This is a genomic window from Saccharobesus litoralis (assembly GCF_003063625.1).
In the GTDB taxonomy this organism is placed as follows: domain Bacteria; phylum Pseudomonadota; class Gammaproteobacteria; order Enterobacterales; family Alteromonadaceae; genus Saccharobesus; species Saccharobesus litoralis.
Genome location: NZ_CP026604.1, coordinates 3,379,468 through 3,400,850 on the forward strand (window position 1 = coordinate 3,379,468; position 21,383 = coordinate 3,400,850).

Below are 21,383 nucleotides of genomic sequence, written 5' to 3' on the forward strand. Positions count from 1 at the left end.
ACAATGAACCATAAGACCTGAGCGAGAAGACTAAGAAGCTTTTAGGGCCTACGTTACCAATACAAACGCTTGGTTTTAGCAAACATAATGCTTATTTCAGGCGTTCTTTCTAACTGCAACAGTTCTAAAATTTTATCCTGCGCTTGACGATAGGCTTCATCAAACTTTTTGCCTTTTAACATGATCTCGGTGCGTTTTTGTCCTTGATCTGGCGTCGTTACTTGAATAGATAAACATTCATAACTGGCTCGATTAGGACGATTACGTGTTAAACGTTTTAACCCTCGGACACTGCCATCTTCTTTAAATATGCGATTAATAGGCAAAGACTGGCGCAGATGACGGAATTTACGTTTTTCACGTAATTCTTGTTCATAAGCCCGAGCGGCCGCTTCGTCTTCTAATTTGAAATAGGTTTGAATACCCAGCACTTTATCTTGCACTCGGATACGTTGTGGGTTTTGTTTATTAGGGTGATACATTAATGTCATGGATACGAAACCTAGGCTGCGATTTTATCGTTGATTCATCATTTACTTGTTATTCCCTAACAGCAGCATTTAAAACACTTATCTATTTTCATTACTCAGTATTGAAGCCGCGCTAACCATCTATATCAGTAAAGAATGATAAGCCTTTCTTCTGTATGGGAGGCTTGGCTTACAAACATGGCAAGCATTAAGATTTCGATGGAAAGTCACTGAATAAATACCAACTCTTTAAAAAATCCTAAAAGAGCTTGTTTAATATTATAACGCTAAATGAAATAGGCAAAATAAATTTTACTTATTTTGCCTATTTATTGGTTGGATTAGTTTAAAACTGCTCTCATTTGGCTGAAATAGCCCCTAGATTTAAGGATTTAAACTAGCTAATTTGTATTTCGGTTGGCTAACATGCCAGTTTTGTTGGCGCAGTTTATTTAATATTTTACTCAGTTGCTTGGCATCCCATGCAGTAGGCGTTTTCGCAAACTGGCAGGCGTGCATTTGTTCTAAAGCTATTCTCAGTTCCTTATTATCAAATGCCGTGATTGCTTGATGTAAGGTTTTGATACCGTCACGTTTGAGTGATGCTGCTGCCCAAACTGGCAATAAAACTTGTATTTGCTGGCGCTCTGACGCTTTTAACGCTTTGCTTAAACGCCCCCAAGCCAGTTTTTCTGAGTTGCCTTCCATATTACTCGCACTGGTTTTTTTCGGCCCACGTTGTTGCCATATCATGCCCAATATGACCAATGTTGTGAGTAGCCATAGGCCAGCAAATAAGCTAGTTAAGTAGCCCCATGCCCAAGGATTGTCTTGATATTCAATCTGCGTGGCTGGTTGGCTGCTATTAGTGTCTTGATTAATCACGCTAGGTAAGGTGGTGGGGGCCGCCGTGGTTTGCGTCACTTGCGCAGCTTTAACCGTAATAGTGCGAGCCGCTAATTTGGCTGTTTCTATTTTTTCGGTTTTGGTATTCCACCATTGCACGCTAACTTCAGGCAACGTCACTTGGCCTGGTTTATTAGGAATAACCGCCATGCTTTCAATGCGCTGGGCGATAATATCATTGCCTCGCACGCCAGTGTGAGTCTCAGCTTGGTCAGGGTACACTTTCACATCATTACCGTGATTCATTTGCAATTCTGGTAGTAATTCAGCGGTGACGCCAAGCGCGGTTAATGTAATTGTGCGAGTAATAGGTTCACCTACGACAAAGCCTGTTTGTGGTGTCACTTCGTCAAATAGTTGAACCATTTCTGATGGTAGCCAATGCCCTTGATAAGTGGTTGGGATAGGTTTCACCACTAAATCGATATCATCACCCAGTTGAGTTACACGTTGCGTTTGATTGCGGGCAAAAAATGAATTACGGCGGCTTTGTCCCACGACAATATCACCACTAAAAATAGGCGAGGTTAGCGTAAAGTCGCCACTGCGTTGCGGAGTTACCGCGTACTCGCGTTCAATAACTCGGTAGCGTCGGCCATTACGTAGTTGCTCGGTTTCTTTGTCTTGGCCTATTTGTTCGACAATTGCCCCTTCTAACTCAGGCTGGGTTAAGCTACCTCGCTCCAAATTGACGGCATAAAGTAAACGAACCTTGTAATGCACTTGTTGATGTAACCAAACCGTTTTATCTGAAACTGAAGTTTCTACTATGATGTCTTGGCTTTGGCCATCGGATTTTGTTTCGACGACTTGCAGTTGAATTGGCTTAGAAAATCCGCCTGCTACTTCAATCGCAGGTATGGTTAACGTACCTAAACGCTTTGCTAATAATTGAATGGTAAAGCGAGTAATGCGCGTTGTCGTGCCATTAATTGTGCGCGTTTCGGTACTGGTGTTGTTGCCAAGTATGCGAAAGTCTTGATTGAGTGGTGCTAAATTGAGTGCATTAGCACTGACATGTTCATTGACTGCGACCGTTAGCGTGACCGCCTCTTTTTGCATTATGGGGTTGCGATCGACTGATGCAATCACAGTTGGCGCAGCATAACTACTAGCGCTAATTAGGCTAAAAATACAGAGTAAGCTAGTGGTGAATTGCGAATAAAATCGGCTTACCATGATTGATTGGCTCCTGTCGGTGGTTGAAAGCGTTTACGCTGTCTGGCTTCAAGTTGCATTTTACGACGTAATAAAAACGCAGGGTCATCTTCAACCTTGTTTAATAACTTTTGAATAACTTGTTGTTGCTCTTGGTTGGCGCGTTCTTCTTCAGTTAATTCACGCGCTTGAGCTTGTTGCTCAGCATTTTGTTCTTCAGCACTTTCTTCTTGTGCTTGTTGAGCTTGCTGTTCTTCAGATTGTTCTTCTTCGCTTTCTTCGCCAGCGGACTGTTGAGCCTGTTGCTCTTGCTCGCTTTGCTCGGCGCTGTCTTCATTGGATTGGCTGTCTTGCTGTTCGCCTTGCTGTTGATCGTTTTGTGCCTGCTGGTTTTGGCTTTGCTGACCGTCTTGTTGTTCCGAGTTTTGTTGCTGATCCTGCTGGCCGTTTTGCTGACCTTCTTGTTGATCAGAATTTTGCTGATCTTGCTCGCCATTTTGCTCTTGGTTTTCGCCGTTTTGCTGTTGTTGCTTTTGCTGCTGTTTAAGCTGTTCGGCTAACGCTTTGTTATCTTTGGCTTGCTGAAAATCAGGACGTTGTTGCAAGGCTTCGTCATAAGCCTGAATGGCTTCGTCTAACTTACCTAAATTTGCTAGCGCATTGCCTTTGTTGTACAAGGAATCCGGATCCTTGTAATCGGCCAAGGTTTGAGCTGCGGCTTCGTAATTACCTTGTTTAAACTGGCTTGCGGCTTGCCATTTTGCATCTTCAAACAATTGTGCGGCACTTGAGTAGTCTTGGTTGGCAAACGCTTGCTGGCCTTGTTGGTCACGGGTTTGCCAAAGGTCATTCCACCAACTGGTTTCGACGGTGGCTGGAGGTTGATTGCCTTCACTGTCTTCATTCCTTTCTCCACCCGTTTCTTCATTGGGTATTGCCGCGGGTGCAGTGGTTGGTGTTTGATTAGCCATGACCTCGCTAGCAGGCTGCAAAATCAGTAGGACAGGGATAAGACTATAAATTACGCCACGCCGAAATGCATACGCAGCAAAAGGTAAAATAAATAATACTAACCAAGGTCCCATTTCTTGCCATTGATCGCCAACTTCTTGCTGGTCTTCATCTAATTTTACGTCTTCAACGCCACTGAGCAACTTGACTAAGGTTTGAATATCACTGTCGTCGGCTGTCATATCCATGTAGTAGCCACCCGACAAGCTACTGATTTTTTGTAGTAAGCGTGCGTCTAATTTAGGGATGACAATCGCCCCAGTATGATCTTTTAGTAAGTCGCCGTTGGCCATTTTTATGGGAGCGCCGTTGGCAGTGCCTATGCCTAAGGTTAATAAACGATAGGGGTTTTGTTGCACAAACTCGCCGAGCTCAGACATATCACTTGTGCGAATGCCGTCGGTAATCCAAACAATATCGCCTTTGGCGTAACCGGCATCTTGTAATAACTTAACCGCGTGCTCTAAGCCGACAATGGGCGTGCTACCTTGCACTGGCATGATCTCCGGACTTAAGCTTGGTATTAAAGTCAGTAGGTTATTGTTATCTGGTGTTAATGGACTGATGGTAAATGCATCTCCTGCATACACGACTAAACCTAAATCACCTTCTGTAATTTGGTCTATGAGTTCCATTACTTTAAAGCGAGCTCGGCTAAGGCGGTCGGGCTTAATGTCGGTTGAGCGCATTGACATTGACATGTCTAATAAAACAATTTTGCCTGCTTGAGCTTGAAATACGGGTTGCGGTAGGCGTTGCCATGTTGGACCTGCTAAGGCAATGGTCACAATTATCCAGACAAAAGCAATTAACCAACGTGGGATCGCCTGCTGACTGGCCTTTTTATCTAAGACGTGGCGCAGTAAGTGATTCGGAATAACCCCTTGCCAGCCTGAGCGTGCAATACTGACTCGTTTAAGTTGCCAAGCCAATACCATTAATGGGATCAAGGTTAGCAACCACCATGGACGAATAAAATGAAATTCAGCCATTATTGCACTCCTTTATCTATTACCGAACTAGCAGGATTGTTAGTTGATGCTTTAGCATTAGGCTTTTGCCAAGGCCAGCTAAGCGTTGTGCTGATGGCACTTAAAACCGGCAGTAAACTTAGTAGCAATGCTAGCCCTAACGGCCAATAGAATAACGCGGTGAGTGGGCGCATTTGTACTTCTTCGGCGGCAATAGGCTCCAACTCGTCTAGCACTTCGTATATTTTTTCTAGCTGGCCAGTACTTTTCGCTCGAAAATATTGGCCACCGGTTTCTTTAGCCAATTGTTGTAATAAACCTTCATCTAAATCGGCATCGGCGCGTTGCGTGCCAAAACCAAAAAAGCCGCGTGATAGCACCTGGTCAGATGCGACACCTATGGTGTAAATTTTGATCCCTTCTGCTTTGGCTAATTCTAACGCTTCTGCGGGTTCTAAATTACCCGCGGTATTTTGACCATCAGTAAGTAAAACCAGAATACGGTTAGATTCATCTTGCAACTTAAAGCGCTTGGCAGCCAAACCTATGGCATCGCCAATTGCTGTTTTTTCACCCACTAGGCCTAGAATCGATTCCTTGAGTAGTTGTTGAACCGTGTTTAAGTCACGCGTGAGTGGCGTTTGCAAATAAGCGGTATCGGCAAACAAAATAAGCCCTAGGCGATCTCCCGAGCGCCGCGTAATAAAGTCCTGCATGACATGCTTGGTCATGGTCAGGCGATCAACTTGACGACCTTTGATTGTCATATCTTCTGCTTGCATGGAGCCAGACAAGTCAACGGCCAACATAATGTCGCGCCCTTCAGTAGGTAAACTGACAGGTTCGCCCAAATATTGTGGCCGCGCCGCGGCTAATACTAATAATAACCAGATAAAACTGGGCAAAATCAAACGCGTCACTTTACCTTGATTTGGCTCTGCCGCCGCTTGTTTATGCATATGCCAAATAGGTGCTCTTAATACCGCAGCTTGGGCGCTTTGTTTACGGGGTAACAAGCGATATAACAGAGGTAACGGCAAAAGTAGTAAAGCCCAAAGCCAAGCAAATTCAAACATGAGCTGGCTCCTGTGCTAATTTTGGGGCTGGTTCAAGTTGCTGTAATTGCTTATTGGACGCCGGTAGTGCTTGGCTTAGCCAAAAGTTGGCTGCTTGTTTAAATTGATTTAGCTGAGCCGCAGAAACGTCTTTGGCGATTGGCGTATATAGCTGGTCAATCATAAGTTTAAGCTTAGGTTTTAGCTCGTTTCGGTGTTGTTGTTTAACTTGGTTCAACAAAAAATTTAGCCAAACGTCACCGTTTAACGGCGCAATATGCTGGCGTGGAAAATAGCTTAAGCAAGCTTGCTTAAGTAAGGTATTTATCTCGGCTATAGAGCTAGCTTTAGTTATGGCTTGTTTGGCTTGCCTGACCGCGGTCGCCTTTTTATAAGCTTGTACGGCAAAGTAAATTGCGACAACAACTAAAACTAAGCCTAAAATCCCTAGTATCCACCAGCCCACAGCCGGAAATTGGCTAATTTGTGTTGGCTCAATACTGTGTTTGAATGCCGCCATAACATCTGGAACGCTATTTGGCATTTGTCCTGCTTGTGGCATAGCTTGTGGCATAGCTTGTGGTATCGATTGAGGCAGAGCTTGCGGAATGGCTTGGGATGCGCCAGCCGATTGTGCATTCGCTAAATCTTGTGCTTGTTGTAAGTTTTCTGGCAAAGGCTCAGGAAAAGCGTGTAAAGGCAAACTGTCTTGAGCGGTATTGGCTGCTGAGTTAGCGACAAGTGTATTAGCGAGCATGTTTTAATTGCTCCTCTAATGTTTGGCCGGCACTGATATCGATAATTTGACAACGGCACTGTTTTAGTTTTTTGCTTTGTTCCGTTAAATAAAATGCCGCTTCTTGGCGATATTCTCGGCTTAAGCTGTCATCGCCTAAGGTTAATAATCCGGATTTGTCACCATCCTTCACTTGCAATGATTGGCGCAGTTGTACCTGTGGCAAAGCAACTTCCAATGGGTCAAGAATACGAAATGCGCGTAGCTCACAATGACGGGCTAATTGACTTAAATGTTGGAGAGCTTGATCATCAAGTAAAGCAAAATCACTGACTAGATTAACTAGTGAGCCAGGTTTAGCCAAGCGACGTAAACGAGCGCAGGCTTCGGCAAACGAGGTTGCAGAGTCACTAATTTGTCGGTTGTCAGTGTTTTGACTTAGCGATTCTAAGGCGTGTAAATATTGTAAAACACCTTGTTGGCGCGAGCGGGGCTTAAGCTCTTGGTGTTGCACACCGTTAAATACCACGCCACCCACGCGATCGCCTCGTTTTTTGCCATTCCAAGCGAGTAGAGCGGCAACATGGCTAGCTTGAACGGATTTGTATAATAGCTGACTACCAAACTGCATCGTTTGGCTTAAGTCGGTTAAAATAAAGATCGGCCGTTCTTTTTCTTCACGGAATAACTTGGTGTAAGTTTCGCCGGTGCGCGCGGTTACGCGCCAGTCGATCATTCGCGGATCGTCACCGGTTTGATAATGGCGAACCTCGTCAAACTCCATGCCACGGCCTTTAGACTTAGCTAAATAGTTACCGGCTAATTTTGCTTGATTGGCAATACGAGGTGTTAAATCGAGTAAACTGGTTTTGCCACGATAGTACAGCAGTTCATGAATACCACTTTGTACGCCATTGGACTTAATTTGCTCCAACCAATAGATTGGATCTAGGTGTTCAGCCGTTGACAACATAACTCTTTCTTTGCGACTCAATATCAAGATTAACCTAGGGTTAAGGCACTGCGACCTGAGATAAAATTTTATCTAGTACGGCATTGGCTGTGATCCCATCGGCTTCTGCTTCATAAGTCAGTAACAGTCGGTGGCGCAATACGTTGTGAAATACCGCTTGAATATCTTGCGGCGTCACAAAGTCACGTTCAGATAACCAAGCTTTTGCGCGGGCACAACGGTCTAAGCTGATCGTGGCGCGCGGACTGGCTCCAAAGCCGATCCACTTGGCTAGCTGTTCATCGTATAACTCAGGTTGGCGCGTCGCAATGATCAGGTTAACCAAATAATCTTCTAACTCAGGTGCCATATGAATAGACAGCACTTGTTCACGCGCTTGAAATATGGTGTCTTGGGTTAAGTCTGCCGGTGGCTCTACCACCTCGTGCAAGGCTTCATTGCGGGTTAATTGCAATATGGCTTTTTCTGTTTCTGCGCCAGGGTATACCACATCCAAATGCATTAAAAAGCGGTCGAGCTGTGCTTCAGGTAACGGATAGGTTCCTTCTTGCTCTAACGGGTTTTGTGTGGCCATGACTAAGAATAAATCCGGCAGTGGGTACGTTGTACGGCCAACGGTGATCTGCTTTTCTGCCATGGCTTCTAATAGTGCTGATTGCACTTTCGCCGGTGCGCGGTTGATTTCATCCGCTAAAATTAAATTATGAAATAACGGCCCTTGTTGAAAAACAAATGTACCGTCTTCTGGTCGATAAATATCCGTACCGGTTAAATCAGCAGGTAGTAAGTCTGGGGTAAATTGCACACGGTGAAAATCGCCTTCAATACCGTTAGCTAACGCATTAATGGCGCGTGTTTTGGCTAATCCCGGTGGGCCTTCTACCAATAAATGACCATTGGCGAGTAGGGCGATTAAGATATTTTCGGTTAACTCAGGTTGACCAATAACTTGCGAATCTAAGTACTGTTTTAATTGATGAAATTTTGCGACCGACATAATGCTTTCATTGCTTAGTTATTTTGCTGCCATGTTTTATAAGGACAAACTTGGTGTTTTCAAGGTTTGTTGATGCGATGTAACGCTAAATGCCCAAATAAGAGGCGGTTCAAGTTGAAAAGTTCCGTAAAGATTGGCTTTTTCTTAATAATTTACTTCGAAAGACTTTTATCTAACTATATGAACAAATTGACGAAAAATTCACTTTGTTCTGGTTTATTTCTGCTATTTTTAAACAAGCGTTTAAAAAAGCTTTGTTTTCCTTTCTAACGCACTTTAGAATAACAAAAACTTAACAGGTCAGACCACTTGGAGTTAGTATGAGCCAGAGCCCAGTCAAAACGACGGACGGCCAACGCATTGCGGTTGTCTCAGGGTTGCGTACCCCATTTGCTAAACAAGCTACGTATTTTCACGGCGTATCGGCCTTAGATATGGCTAAGCTTGTGGTAAACGAACTTTTGTTGAAAAACGAACTTGACCCGCAAGAAATAGAGCAAGTCGTCTATGGTCAAGTTGTGCAAATGCCAGCAGCACCTAATATCGCACGAGAGATAGTACTAGGGACAGGTATGGCGGTGACTACTGATGCCTATAGTGTAAGTCGAGCCTGTGCCACTAGCTTTCAAAGTACAGCCAATATTTGTGAATCGATTATGGCGGGTAATATTAGTACAGGTATTGCTGGTGGGGCTGATTCATCCTCTGTTTTACCGATTGGCGTGTCGAAAAAGTTAGCGCGGGCCTTAGTCGATTTATCTAAGGCTAGAACCTTGGGCCAGCGCTTATCTATTATCAAACGTTTGGGTTTAAAAGATTTACTGCCTGTTCCCCCTGCTGTGGCTGAATACTCAACCGGATTGAGTATGGGGCAAACCGCAGAGCAAATGGCTAAAACCCATCAAATATCGCGAGCCGATCAAGATGCGTTGGCGCATCGTTCTCATGATTTGGCGGCCAAAGCGTGGAGTGATGGCAAAATGGCTGATGAAGTGATGGTAGCCCATGCCGTGCCATACAAATCCTATTTGGATGTTGATAATAATATTCGCTTTAATTCGAGCTTGGATTCTTACGCTAAATTACGCCCAGTATTTGATCGTAAGCATGGTTCAGTGACCGCGGCTAATGCGACGCCATTAACTGATGGCGCTTCGGCTATTTTGTTAATGCGTGAAGACAAAGCCAAAGCCTTAGGCTATCAACCCATAGGTTATATTCGCGCTTTCGCGTTTACTGCCATTGATGTTTGGCAGGATATGCTAATGGGGCCGAGTTACGCGACGCCGAAAGTGCTAGCTAAAGCGGGTATGCAACTGAGGGATTTAGATTTAATTGAAATGCATGAAGCATTTGCGGCGCAAGCCTTAGCCAACATGAAAATGTTTGCGAGTAAAAAGTTTGCCCAAGAGCAATTGGGACTGAGTGCGGCAATTGGTGAAATCGATATGGAAAAGTTTAATGTTAATGGTGGTTCGATTGCCTATGGTCATCCCTTCGCCGCTACCGGTACGCGTTTGATCACGCAAACTTTAAATGAGCTTAATCGTCGCGGTGGTGGTGTAGGCTTAACAACAGCGTGTGCGGCCGGTGGTTTGGGTGCAGCCATGATAGTGGAAACAGAATAGGGCCTAGGGGAATGACAATGACGACTGCAGAATTCGAACATTTTTCGTTTGTGATCCGTGAGGACAATATTGCCTTGGTAACACTGGATGTGCCGGGCGAAAGTATGAATGTACTTAATCATCAAACCATAGAAGAGCTAGAGAAATTGTTGGATGTACTGGCGACAACTAGCAATTTACGTGGTGTGATTGTGCAAAGTGGCAAGCCAGATTCATTTATCGCAGGAGCGGATGTTAAGATGCTGGATGCTTGTGTTAATGCGGCGGAAGCAACAGCATTAGCTGAGCGTGGTCAGGCGGTATTTGATCGGGTTGAAGGTTTTGCTGTGCCATTTGTTGTGGCCATTCATGGTGTGTGTTTAGGAGGTGGATTGGAGTTTGCATTAGCCTGCCATTATCGGGTAATAACGGACAATGACAAAACACAGTTAGGTTTGCCAGAAGTGAAAATTGGTTTACTGCCAGGCAGTGGCGGCACCCAGCGCTTACCGCGTTTGGTCGGCATTCAAACTGGGTTGGATATGATGTTAACCGGTAAGCAACTGCGAGCCAAACAAGCGTTGAAGACAGGCTTAGTGGATGACATGGTGCCGCAAAGCATTTTGCTTGATGTTGCGAGCAAGCTAATTACGCAAGGCAAGCCGACTAAAGCGCGAAAACGCAGTTTGCTGAATAAATTATTAGAAGATAATTCCTTTGGCCGTGGCATTGTGTTTGACCAAGCGCTAAAACAAGTTGAGAAGAAAACTCATGGTCATTACCCAGCGCCAGGCAAAATTATTCAAGCGGTGCGCTCGGGTATTGAACAAAAGAGCATGGCATTGGGCTTACGTACTGAAGCGAAATTGTTTGGTGAGTTAAAAGAAACCCCACAAAGCTATCAATTACGTAACTTATTTTTTGCGACAGTTGAGCAGAAGAAAGATTCAGGTGTCAGTGTTGAGCCGAGCGCCATCAATAAAGCGGCGATCCTGGGTGGAGGGTTAATGGGTGGTGGTATTGCCTATGTCACTGTAGATAAAGCCAACATTCCAGCCAGAATTAAAGACATTAACCATCAAGGGATCAGCAACGCTTTTCGTTATAGTTATGATCTGTGGCAACAAAAAGTCAAACGGCGCTTTTTGCCGCAAGCTAAGCTTGAAAAAAACATGTTGATGCTTTCAGGCACCACAGAATATAAGTCGTTTTACGATACAGATATCGTCGTTGAAGCTGTGTTTGAAGATCTCGACTTAAAGCAAAACATGGTGGCAGAAATTGAAAAAGCTTGCCCTGAGCATACCATTTTTGCAACTAATACTTCGTCGCTACCCATAGGTCAAATTGCGGCTAAAGCCGAGCGGCCAGAAAATGTCATTGGTCTGCACTACTTTTCGCCAGTTGACAAAATGCCTTTAGTGGAAGTGATCACTCATGACAAAACCAGTGAACAAACAATCGCGACTACATTGGCTTTTGCGCGGCAGCAAGGTAAAACCCCAATTGTGGTTAAAGACGGTGCTGGTTTTTATGTAAACCGCATTTTAGCGCTATACATGAACGAAGCTGCGAATATATTGCTTGAAGGTGAGCCTATCGATGTTATCGACAATGCCTTAGTTAAATTTGGCTTTCCTGTTGGTCCGATCAAATTACTCGATGAAGTGGGGATTGATGTTGGCTCAAAAATAGGCCCTATTTTAACTAAAGAATTAGGACAACGATTTGATCCGCCGAAAGCCTTTGCTGCGGTACTAGCCGATGAGCGCAAAGGCAAAAAGAATCAGCGGGGTTTTTACCAATACCAGTTAAACCACTTTCAAAAATTAACCCGAGTTAAACCAGGTAAGTTTGTTGATCCTGAGGTTTATCATGTTTTGGGAGTGACTCCGGCGCAAAGTTTAAACAATGAAGAAGTGGTCGAGCGTTGTATGGTGCAAATGCTCAATGAAGCCGCACGTTGTTTAGAAGAAGGAATTATTCGCATTGCTCGCGATGGTGATATTGGCGCGATATTTGGTATTGGCTTTCCGCCTTATCTCGGCGGGCCATTCCGTTACATAGATAGCTTAGGCGCGGATCATCTTGTTTCGCGTTTAGCTCATTATCAAACGCGATTTGGCGAGCGCTTCGCGCCTTGTGATTTGCTGAATAAGATGGCAGAAGAAGGTAGTCAGTTTTATACCTAATATTTGAAGTTTGGTCGCTTTGGTCGCTATATAGGTAGTGATACTGCGCGTAATACTTTTTAGGTATTGCGCAGTATGCTGGTTTAGCGATCGAACAGGTTAAAAGTTATAACCGCGTGTTCTGTTTTGTTTTAAGTTGATGGGCTTGAGTCCAAAAGTCTCTTGATAGTTTATTGACGGCATTGGTTTCTGCATTAACTAGCATGGCAAAGCCGATACCTAACTCAGGTGAATAACCAATATCGGCGCGAAAGCCTTGTACCCAACCAGAGTGATACACGACTTTGTAATCGGCTAATTGGTAGATACGCCAGCCATAACCGTATGACGCATTTTTTAAATGTTTACGCCATAAGCGGCGACGCATATCCTTTTTAGTTTGAATTCTTGGTATGGCTGTTTCATTGATCACTGCTGGTGAAATGACCTCGGGATTGTGGCCTAAATTGGCCGCTAGCCATTTGGCTAAATCTAAAATACTGGCGTTAACGCCTGCCGCTGGGGCAACTTTGTAATAACTCGGTTTAACCTTTACCCCTTTCCATAAATAGTTGTACGTTTTTTGCCCTTTTTTATTTTTGTGGCCAGTGGCGATACGCTTGTGCAGAATATGGGGTTGTGCGGTATAGCGAGCTTGTTGAAAGGCCGTGTAACCTATGGATGCATCGCGCATTTTTAATGGTTCAAAAATCCGCTGAGTTAATAGATCGGCAAAACTTATCTCAATCTGTTGCTCAATTGCCGGTTCTATAAATGAATAGGCTATGTTTTGATAACCATAACATTGTGCTGGTGGGCACAAAGGTTTGAGTTTTTTAAATTGGCTAATAATTTTATCTAAATGCCAATTTTCATTGAGTAGATTATCGTAAGCATTGGGTAATAAGCCACTTGAGTGACTTAGCACATGCTTGAGTTGAATTTTATCGGCCGCCCCTTTGTTGGCGAGTGCAAACTGCGGTACAAAACGGGTGACAGGGGCATTTAAATCAATTTTGTTTTCTTGCGCCAACATAGTGGCTAAGGTTCCGGCAAAGGTTTTTGATACCGAAGCTAAGCGAAATACGGTAGACGCGGTAACACGTTGCGATTTAGCTAAATCGACATAGCCATAGGTTTCTAGGGCTGTGATTTTATTGTTATCTAAAATAACGTAAGTGCCACCGGGAATGTTATGTTTTTTAAGTTCTTGGTGAAAGGTTTGCTGAAAAGTCTGGTTAAAATCCGGCTGGTTTTGCGCGGTCGCTAACTGGGCAATCAAAGATAAAAAGATTAGCGTTAATCCGCGGATAGTCATACTTGCTGGATCTCAAAATAATAATGGTTGATTATGTTACCGAGTCCGCTTTGTAAATGGTAGGTGAGATACTCATCGCTTGGCAAAAAAGTTTATTGTTTGGCTTTCGAATCGTTTTTTAAATCATTTATTTAGCAAGCTTGAGCTAGCATAACCAGCCCTGTATATTGCTAGCGTTAATAAATCTAAATATTTTAAAATTTAAGTCGCTTATCATGCCTATATTTTTGCCTAAATGGCTTCTTCGTGTTGTTTGTGTTGTTGGATGTTACTTGCCGATAATGACACTTGCTGATGATTTATCCATTGCGACTATTTTACAAGAAATCGAAAAGCTTGAATCGAAAAGTGATCCTAAATGCTATGCTACCGCATCGCGCTTAGAAGATTTTATGTTTGGTACGCCTTTGTCCGATGAGGCGCGGTTTAGTAAGAATGATCTACAAAAACAATTAGCGAAATTAATTTGGCAAAAAGCGGCGCAAATTAATCAGCAAGGGTTAGTACAAACTCAGCATATTCAGCAAGCGATAGCATCGAGTTTACAATACCAAAAAAATCAAGCGGGGCATTGGCAACTAACTTTTGCTAGTCAGCAAGCGCTAACTTTACATGAAACGGATGTTCGACAGTACGACAGTATTGCTTATGCACTAAGAGCGATCCTTGCTGTACAACAGGAGCAGTTAATTAGCAGTGCCGCGCCATTACCTATGCTTGCGCCTGACGCGGTAAATTACCTTAAGCAGATCGTTAATTTATATACGTTGGCAGTACTTAAAGTTAGTGATAATCAAGCGCGGTTAAATAATCAATACCAAGTTAATGCCGCAAATTTAAAAGCAAATTGGTTTGGCTTAAATAAACCTATGTTTGCTCAATTGGCAACGGCGAGCTCTGCCGCAAAGGCCAGTGCTGATTTAAATACGAACGCAAATCCAACCCCCAACCCAATAGTGTCAACACAGCCAACAGATTTGCGATTGTTTAAGCAAATTATTCAGCAAAAAGTGAATGCCTACAAAGCTTACAACAACATTAGTAATCAGTTGTTTTTTCGTAATTTGCAAGTGTATTTTGCGCGGGTGAGTTGGCCTGCCGATGCCGAAGAGGGCAAGCAATTTCGCTCAACCTTTACAGAGATCCTCATTGCTTTTGCTGGCGATCTGTTTAAACAGTCGCAGGCAATAGCATTACAAGACAAGCATGTAGTAATAGAAGAAAGTGATGTTAATGCCGCAGCGCAAGCGTTTATGCCACATGAGGTTAACGAATACGAAGACGTCATCTTTTTTCCACGCTTAGCCGAGCAAAAAATCACCATAGAGTCTTACGACATGGATGCGTTTCGCGATAGTGGCATCCATTGGCGGTATTTTGAATTTGCCATTAATGAACCTAACTTTAAGCCATTACTTGAACCCAACCCATTTGCGGCTGAGTTATTGGCTGAGAATGTCGCGCAATTTGGCGTATTGTTATTGCGAGTGGCTGGCCTAAATGCCATAGCTAATGATCGTGACCGCCTGCGTTTGGCGGATTTAAAAGTGGCGGTGGCGCAGATAAATCAAAAAATTAATGCCCATCAGCAGGCGCTCCCGATCGATCAACAGCAATTAGCGATTCACTCGTCAGATCAAGCCAGTGAATATAAAGATGTCTTGTTTAGCGACGTTAGCCATGAGTTAGGTATAAAGATGGAACACCGCAGCTCAGACTGGCTTAATCGGTTGCTGCGCAGCTACTTACCGAAAGGAGATGGCGTTGGCACAATTACCGTGCCACCGGCTTTTGGTGGTGCCGGTGTCGCGGCGGGCGATATTAATAATGATGGTCTGCAAGATGTACTGGTATTAAGTGGTGCTGGCAATCGCTTGTATGTTAATAGTCAGCAAGGTTTTAAAGATATAAGCCAAAGCTCTGGGTTGGCCAATTGGCGCCGAGCGGATAATAACCCAGGTGAACCGAGACAACCTTTGATAGCCGATATCGATAACGACGGTTGGCAAGATATAGTGATCACCTATGTTAATGATACACATCGTGTGTACCGTAATTTGGGCAATAATCGTTTCGAAGATAAAACCGAGGTTAGTCAACTTGGTGGCCAAGCTTTAGTGGGTGGCCCAGCAACCGTATTTGATTATGACAACGATGGCTTACTGGATATATACATAACCTATTTTGGTAATTATTTACGTGGTGAATTGCCCACCCTAAAACGCCGTAATACCAATGGTTTGCCGAATAAATTATTTAAAAATATGGGTGGGTTTCGCTTTAAAGATGTCACAGCTAATTCTGGGTTAGACAACCGAGGCTGGGGACAAGCGGTAACGCATACTGATCTCAATCAGGACGGTTGGCAAGATCTTATCGTTGGTAATGATTTTGGAATTAACTCTTACTATATTAATCAAGGTAATGGGCAATTTATTGATGTTGCTAGTCAATTGGGCACAGATAAACCGTCTTATACCATGAACATAGGCTTAACCGATTTAAACGGCGATTTTCAGCCAGATATTTATATTTCTAATATCGTTACCATGAACAAAGACGAAAAATACGTGTTACCGAATGAAGATACGCGTATGAAGTTTAACCCAGAAAAACTGGCTAATATGCGTGTAGTCGAAGCGAATGATTTATTTATCTCGGCCAAAGGTAAGGATAATTTGCCGCGATACAGCTTAAGTGAGCTAGTTGGGCGTGGATATTCTTCTACGGGTTGGTCTTGGGATGCCGATTTTTTTGATTTTGATAACGACGCCGATGACGATTTATACGTGCTTAATGGCATGAATGAATTTAACCTTTATAGCAGTAAAAACCCGTATTACACAGATCCTTTAAGTAATAAACAAAAAGATATTGTTATGCCAGTTTCGTTTAAAGAGCGTAATGTATTTTTTATTAATCAAGGTGGTCGATTAGTTAATGCTTCTAAACAAAGTGGCACTGACTTGCTAAGTAATTCGCGCAGTGCTGTGTATTTTGATTATGACTTGGATGGCGATTTAGATATTTTAGTTAATAACTATCATGAGGCCAGCGTGTTACTGCGTAACAATAGCCAAAATCTAAATAACAATTGGTTAAAAGTGAAATTGCTGGGCTCGCCGCAAGATAAAGTCAATTTAGACGCTATAGGCGCGCGAATTGAATTGATCACCGACAATAACGACAAAATTTGGCGCGAGGTGCATGGCTCAATAGGCTATATGTCGGTTCACCCTAAAACTCAGCATTTTGGATTGGGCAAAGCCAAACAAGCGTCACTGCGGATCATCTGGCCAAATGGCCAAGTACAAACACAACAACATATCAAGGCCAACCAAATAGTGACAATTAAGTATGCGCCTAAAAATTAAGTACTACGTAGCCCATGCTGCTAGTACTGTTTCAATAAAGAAATGATCAGTTGAAAGCACCGAGGTCGTAAGAAAAACCTTCTTAATGTAGGTCGAAATTTATTTCGACAATAGCAGCAGAGCTGCTTCAGGCTTGGTTTCTAGGCGCGATATTGCCTAATATCAACAGCCATTGTTGAGGCACCAAAAGTAGGCGCTTTAAGCGAGCCTCAACCAATAAGTGAGATTGCAACTAATCAAAATTAAATTAAAAAGGTATTAGGTAAATTGTTACTGATTATGATTAGAGTGGGTTGTGCAACAAACACTGCGCTCAGAACAAGGGCGTTTCTTGTAAGGGCTGCAAGAGTAAAGACAGCAAAGCGCCTACTGTGTTTAATTGGCTTGGTTTTCAGTTTTGCGCCCTCTTTAATAGCAAATGAGTTTATAGCACCGCCTAATGTCGAAAATGAAATTACAGCAGATACGTTTCAAGCTTGGCAGTCGTTGGCCGAACAAAAACGCTCGGATTTAGTTTTAGCCGCTAATCAACAACCGACTTACTTAAATCGTCTTATTCAACAAAACGCAGCGTATTTACTGCGCCACGCCACTAACCCAATAAATTGGTATGCATGGGGCCCTGAGCCTCTGCAATATGCTAAACAAAGCAATAAGCTGATCTTTTTGTCTATTGGTTATTCAACTTGCCATTGGTGCCATGTCATGGAGCAAGAAAGTTTTAGCAATATAAAAATTGGTCGATTGCTGGCTCATGGTTATGTGGCAATAAAGGTTGATAGAGAACTATCGCCCGTGGTTGATAGTTATTATAAAGATTTGTTGGCGGCGTTAACTGGGCAAGCAGGGTGGCCAATCAATGCTATTTTAACGCCAGACGGCCAACCTCTATTTGTTAGCGCATATCTTGATTTTCAGCAATTGAGTCAACTGTTGCGTAATACGCGGCAAGCATGGCAACAAAACCGTCAAATCATGCAAACTCGCGCTGAGCAAATGTTGTTATTAGCCAACAAAAAACCAGTGGCGCAAGCAAGTGATTGGCAACCCAGCTTAATTAACTCGGCCATTGCTGAGTTAAAACCTCGATTGGATGATAAATACGGTGGTTTGCAAGGTCAGCAGAAATTTCCTACCGAGGCTGCATTATTATTTCAACTTAAGTATTTGCAGATTGAACCAGACCAAGAGCTAGCCGATAAGGTTCAGACGCAACTGGATAATATGTTAGGGTTTGGCTTGTACGATGCGATTGATGGTGGCTTTCATCGTTACAGTACGGATGCTAAATGGCATGTGCCGCACTATGAAAAAATGGCGTATAACCAAGGGTTGATGCTACAAGTTTACAGTTTAGCGTACCGTGTTTTTGGTAAACCAGAATATCTGGCACTTGTTGATGATTTAGTTGGCTTTATTGACAGTGACTTTTACCTAGAGGGGAGTGGGTTTGCCAGTGCAATTGACGCTGTGTACCAGTCAGTTGAAGGGGGCTATTATTTGTGGGAACGCTCAACTTTGGAAACACTTAAGCGGCAATCTCCAGAAACCGCAGAAGAGTTGTTTGATGTGATCCCGGTTGGGCAGAAATTTCAGTTGTACTTTAAATCGCCCTTTACAGCACAAAACCAAGTATTGCGCACAACGCTTAAACACAAGCGCAAAGCGCAGATCCAAGCCAATCAAAAAAAGCCTTTTATTGATACTAAAATCGTAGTCGCTTGGAACGGCTATATTATTCAAGGTTTAATTGATGCCTACCGGATAACGGGCAACCCGCGAGCGCTTGCCATGGCGACTAACGCAGCGCAATCAATAGCGCGTAATCAATTTTCTGCAGCACAGCAAATATTGAGTCGTAGTGAAATGCTAACGGCAAAAACTAGCTTACAAAACCTAGCAACGCCAGCCACATTAATTGATTATGCAGCACTAGCTAACGCCTACTTGAGTTTGTATGAATTAGCCCCACAACAGAACAAACACAGTATGCAGTTAGCTGAGCAATTAGCGCAAATTTTGGTTAGATTTTTTGCTGATCAAACAGGGCTTTATAACACTGCGGATCAACGTTTTAGCTCGGCAATTTTGGCGAGTTCTGTAAGCCATTTAACTGATGGTGAAACGTTTAATGGCAATGCCGAACTGCTAATATTATTACACCGCTTGGTGCAAATACAGGGCAGTGGTTCGCGTTGGTTGAATGGTTATGAGCAATTAAAAAATAGTTTACAAGGCCACTTCTCACAAGCTAAGGGGTATGCATTTGGTTTAGCTTACGCTTTGTTAGTCGACTTACATAAAGCAACGCCAATTAAGTATTTTGCCAATGGTCACGGCCAAGCCCAAACCCTAATAGATCATCAATTGGCGCACAGGCCTGAACATCAGCAAGCCAATTGTGCTGGAGCCACAGTAGGAGAAGTTCATTTACGTGTTAAGTTAGCACCAGGTTGGCATATCAACTCAAACCAACCACAACATGCACATTTAAAAGCAACGCAAGTTAGCTTGTTGCCCACCACAGTTCAAACAGTTAAGCAGGCAAAAACAAAGTTACAAGTGACTTACCCTAAGCCAGTTTTAGTCCAAACTGAATTTGAAGAGTTACCCTTATCTTTGTTTGAAGGTGAGTTTACCTTGGCTATCAAACGAGACTCGCTAATCCATACCCAGACTCAGACCCAGAAACTGAGTTTTGAAGTGCAAGCTTGTAATGATCAGGTTTGCTTATTTCCTGAACAGCTGGTTTTTCCAGTCAATCCTTTACCTGTTTGTAAGCAACACTAAGTCTAAGTTACAAAAAATGGCTGAGTATTTGTTAGTCAAATGCTATTAAGTTAACGATTTTTGGTTGGGCTGAAGAGGCAGCCCAACATAATCACTAGAGGTACTGTATAGATACATTTGGTATCTAAAAAGGTTTTGCGCAGAATGAAAATGTAAATCTTAGATAGAATTGACTCTGAAACAGGCATAATTGAAACAAAAAACCATGGACCACCACAAAAGCCGCCAAAAAGGAAAATAAGTAATGGAATCAACCGAGCGATTAAATCTCTTTCTTATTGAGTGTGGATTAGATAAATATGTCAAAAATGATTCAGATTTGGATATTAAGCTTTTTCATGATTTAGATTTCTATGGAGATGTTGCAGAAAGCTGTATTGAATTACTTAGAGATAAATATGGCGTTGACACGTCATATTTCATTTTTGAGGATTATTTTCCAGATGAGTTTCCTGGTAATACTCAGTTTCAAAAGGTTTTAGTTAGCTTAATTCCGTTTTTGCGAAAGAAACATGTAGATAAATCACGGTATAAACCTTTTACTTTCAATAAAATTAAATGTGCAATTGCTTCTGGCCGTTTAACTTAGCTGTAATGCAACACGGTAAGTTTAAAATAAGCCAATGTGGTTCTATCACATTGGCTATTTATTTAGCGATAAGGTTTGAAGTTTGTGCTGTAGTTAGTTGCCATGTTTATTACTGTTGCTTGATTAACATTAAACTTGAAAGGTACGTCAGTTGGCGTACAATTATATTGAAAGGATTCAAATGGGTTTTAAAGACGCAAGACAACAATTGCTTGAATGCTTGGCTGAGGGAAATATATCCCACCAAGCGAGAAACAATATTGATGTCAAAAATCTATTGGAAACAGGACAAATATCGGTAGATATGGTGACAGATATTGTAAAAAGGGCTCGCGGCCATAATTATGAATGTAGTCCTCACCACACAATTAAATCGATTGATGTACACATTATCAAAACTATAGTCAAAGCGATCAGGTTTTAGGGGAAGCCGTCAAGCTTCGAGTCCCCATGAGCATATGCTCTACTATGTGATTGGGGCGAGTAAGCGCTGACAATGAACCATAAGACCTGAGCGAGAAGACTATACATACCAAGGTGAAAATTGGTATGTCAAAAGTACTACATAGAGCCAAATAGTATTTTTATTAGTGTGCATAATTAGGGTGTAGCTATGAAAATTTTTAAAGTCGGCGATTCACAAAAAGCAATCTGTGAGTCTTGCCAATCGATTGAAAATACGACCTTTCAATTAAGGGATGTGCCTTTTAGTGATGAAAGCGGTACAGTTAAAAATGTATTAGTGGGTGTTTGCGATAAATGTGATGAAGTTGTAATAATTCCCCAACAATCAGCTCCAATGATTAATAAGCAGTTGTGCGCACTTAGAAAGCCGATTGAATCTAAGGTACCTGCACATTTTATTGATATGCTAAACAATGCATGTGCGGAGTTGGGCGCTAAACCTGATTTTTCAAATGCGCTCATTAAATATTACGTCCACATGCTGTCTAATGAAGCTATGCCGGCAGATAAATTAAAAACATATTTGAAAAGCAACCTTGCAGCTGGAAAAAGTGATAAACGAATTTCTTTAAAGAGTTCAATTCTACGAGATGAGATAACAACTTTAAGGAGTAAAGCTCATATTAAAAGTACGAGTGGCGTTATCAAAGCGGTTGTATTAAAAATTCATGATGATATTCAAGTGCATCCTCAACCTAACCTGATTAATCAACTAAAAGGTGTTGTTGCTGCAGTTTCTTAATTTTTAGCACAAAATAGGGCTTTTTCGCCCCCATTGTCTTTTCTACTTTA

General features: G+C 42.6%; 14 protein-coding genes. 6 read left to right on the forward strand and 8 right to left on the reverse strand.

What is annotated here, in order from left to right:
- Nucleotides 1–53: 53 nt before the first annotated feature.
- From C2869_RS12195 to C2869_RS12225, 7 genes are all read right to left on the reverse strand, one after another.
- Nucleotides 54–491: a hypothetical protein gene (locus C2869_RS12195; protein WP_108603197.1), complete on the reverse strand. Its 438-nt coding sequence runs from the start codon at nt 489–491 to the stop codon at nt 54–56.
- A gap of 363 nt (nt 492–854) precedes the next feature.
- Nucleotides 855–2,555, reverse strand: coding sequence for a BatD family protein (locus C2869_RS12200; RefSeq protein WP_108603198.1), 1,701 nt, complete (start codon nt 2,553–2,555; stop codon nt 855–857).
- Entirely contained in the window at nt 2,549–4,537 is a 1,989-nt protein-coding gene (locus C2869_RS12205; RefSeq protein ID WP_108603199.1) for a VWA domain-containing protein, read from the reverse strand. Before C2869_RS12205 ends, C2869_RS12200 begins: the two co-directional genes overlap by 7 nt.
- The gene (locus tag C2869_RS12210; RefSeq protein ID WP_108603200.1) at nt 4,537–5,592 is read right to left on the reverse strand and encodes a vWA domain-containing protein; all 1,056 of its coding nucleotides are present in this window, start codon (nt 5,590–5,592) and stop codon (nt 4,537–4,539) included. Before C2869_RS12210 ends, C2869_RS12205 begins: the two co-directional genes overlap by 1 nt.
- Nucleotides 5,585–6,328, reverse strand: a complete 744-nt coding sequence (locus C2869_RS12215) for a DUF4381 domain-containing protein (protein WP_108603201.1) — start codon at nt 6,326–6,328, stop codon at nt 5,585–5,587. The genes C2869_RS12210 and C2869_RS12215 overlap by 8 nt, the downstream gene beginning before the upstream one ends.
- Nucleotides 6,318–7,280, reverse strand: a complete 963-nt coding sequence (locus tag C2869_RS12220) for a DUF58 domain-containing protein (RefSeq protein WP_108603202.1) — start codon at nt 7,278–7,280, stop codon at nt 6,318–6,320. The genes C2869_RS12215 and C2869_RS12220 overlap by 11 nt, the downstream gene beginning before the upstream one ends.
- A gap of 40 nt (nt 7,281–7,320) precedes the next feature.
- Nucleotides 7,321–8,277, reverse strand: a complete 957-nt coding sequence (locus tag C2869_RS12225; protein WP_108603203.1) for an AAA family ATPase — start codon at nt 8,275–8,277, stop codon at nt 7,321–7,323.
- 320 nt (nt 8,278–8,597) lie between these two features.
- Here C2869_RS12225 and fadI point away from each other — a divergent pair, with 320 nt between their 5' ends.
- A complete protein-coding gene (gene fadI, locus C2869_RS12230; RefSeq protein ID WP_108603204.1) occupies nt 8,598–9,905 on the forward strand; it encodes an acetyl-CoA C-acyltransferase FadI in 1,308 nt (435 codons plus the stop codon).
- A gap of 17 nt (nt 9,906–9,922) precedes the next feature.
- Nucleotides 9,923–12,076 carry a fatty acid oxidation complex subunit alpha FadJ gene (gene fadJ, locus C2869_RS12235; protein ID WP_408011855.1) on the forward strand — a complete coding sequence of 718 codons (2,154 nt, stop codon included), beginning with the start codon at nt 9,923–9,925 and terminating at the stop codon, nt 12,074–12,076.
- 106 nt (nt 12,077–12,182) lie between these two features.
- On the opposite strand, the gene C2869_RS12240 is transcribed toward fadJ, so the two are convergent.
- Nucleotides 12,183–13,373, reverse strand: a complete 1,191-nt coding sequence (locus C2869_RS12240; RefSeq protein ID WP_108603206.1) for a serine hydrolase domain-containing protein — start codon at nt 13,371–13,373, stop codon at nt 12,183–12,185.
- Nucleotides 13,374–13,654: 281 nt separating this feature from the next.
- Between C2869_RS12240 and C2869_RS12245 the strand changes: the two genes are divergently transcribed.
- From C2869_RS12245 to C2869_RS12265, 4 genes are all read left to right on the forward strand, one after another.
- Complete coding sequence (locus C2869_RS12245; RefSeq protein ID WP_228710826.1) at nt 13,655–16,747, forward strand: CRTAC1 family protein; 3,093 nt, start codon at nt 13,655–13,657, stop codon at nt 16,745–16,747.
- Between the two features lie 384 nt (nt 16,748–17,131).
- A complete protein-coding gene (locus C2869_RS12250) occupies nt 17,132–19,537 on the forward strand; it encodes a thioredoxin domain-containing protein (RefSeq protein WP_159084147.1) in 2,406 nt (801 codons plus the stop codon).
- Between the two features lie 244 nt (nt 19,538–19,781).
- A complete protein-coding gene (locus C2869_RS12255) occupies nt 19,782–20,126 on the forward strand; it encodes a DUF1493 family protein (protein ID WP_108603209.1) in 345 nt (114 codons plus the stop codon).
- 613 nt (nt 20,127–20,739) lie between these two features.
- Complete coding sequence (locus tag C2869_RS12265; protein WP_108603211.1) at nt 20,740–21,333, forward strand: hypothetical protein; 594 nt, start codon at nt 20,740–20,742, stop codon at nt 21,331–21,333.
- Nucleotides 21,334–21,383 lie beyond the last annotated feature (50 nt).

Excerpts from the sequence above, each read along its gene's own strand:
- C2869_RS12195 (WP_108603197.1), bottom strand. The coding sequence starts at position 491 with ATGACATTAATGTATCACCCTAATAAACAAAACCCACAACGTATCCGA.
- C2869_RS12200 (WP_108603198.1), bottom strand. The coding sequence starts at position 2,555 with ATGGTAAGCCGATTTTATTCGCAATTCACCACTAGCTTACTCTGTATT.
- C2869_RS12205 (WP_108603199.1), bottom strand. The coding sequence starts at position 4,537 with ATGGCTGAATTTCATTTTATTCGTCCATGGTGGTTGCTAACCTTGATC.
- C2869_RS12210 (WP_108603200.1), bottom strand. The coding sequence starts at position 5,592 with ATGTTTGAATTTGCTTGGCTTTGGGCTTTACTACTTTTGCCGTTACCT.
- C2869_RS12215 (WP_108603201.1), bottom strand. The coding sequence starts at position 6,328 with ATGCTCGCTAATACACTTGTCGCTAACTCAGCAGCCAATACCGCTCAA.
- C2869_RS12220 (WP_108603202.1), bottom strand. The coding sequence starts at position 7,280 with ATGTTGTCAACGGCTGAACACCTAGATCCAATCTATTGGTTGGAGCAA.
- C2869_RS12225 (WP_108603203.1), bottom strand. The coding sequence starts at position 8,277 with ATGTCGGTCGCAAAATTTCATCAATTAAAACAGTACTTAGATTCGCAA.
- fadI (WP_108603204.1), top strand. The coding sequence starts at position 8,598 with ATGAGCCAGAGCCCAGTCAAAACGACGGACGGCCAACGCATTGCGGTT.
- fadJ (WP_408011855.1), top strand. The coding sequence starts at position 9,923 with ATGACGACTGCAGAATTCGAACATTTTTCGTTTGTGATCCGTGAGGAC.
- C2869_RS12240 (WP_108603206.1), bottom strand. The coding sequence starts at position 13,373 with ATGACTATCCGCGGATTAACGCTAATCTTTTTATCTTTGATTGCCCAG.
- C2869_RS12245 (WP_228710826.1), top strand. The coding sequence starts at position 13,655 with ATGACACTTGCTGATGATTTATCCATTGCGACTATTTTACAAGAAATC.
- C2869_RS12255 (WP_108603209.1), top strand. The coding sequence starts at position 19,782 with ATGGAATCAACCGAGCGATTAAATCTCTTTCTTATTGAGTGTGGATTA.
- C2869_RS12265 (WP_108603211.1), top strand. The coding sequence starts at position 20,740 with ATGAAAATTTTTAAAGTCGGCGATTCACAAAAAGCAATCTGTGAGTCT.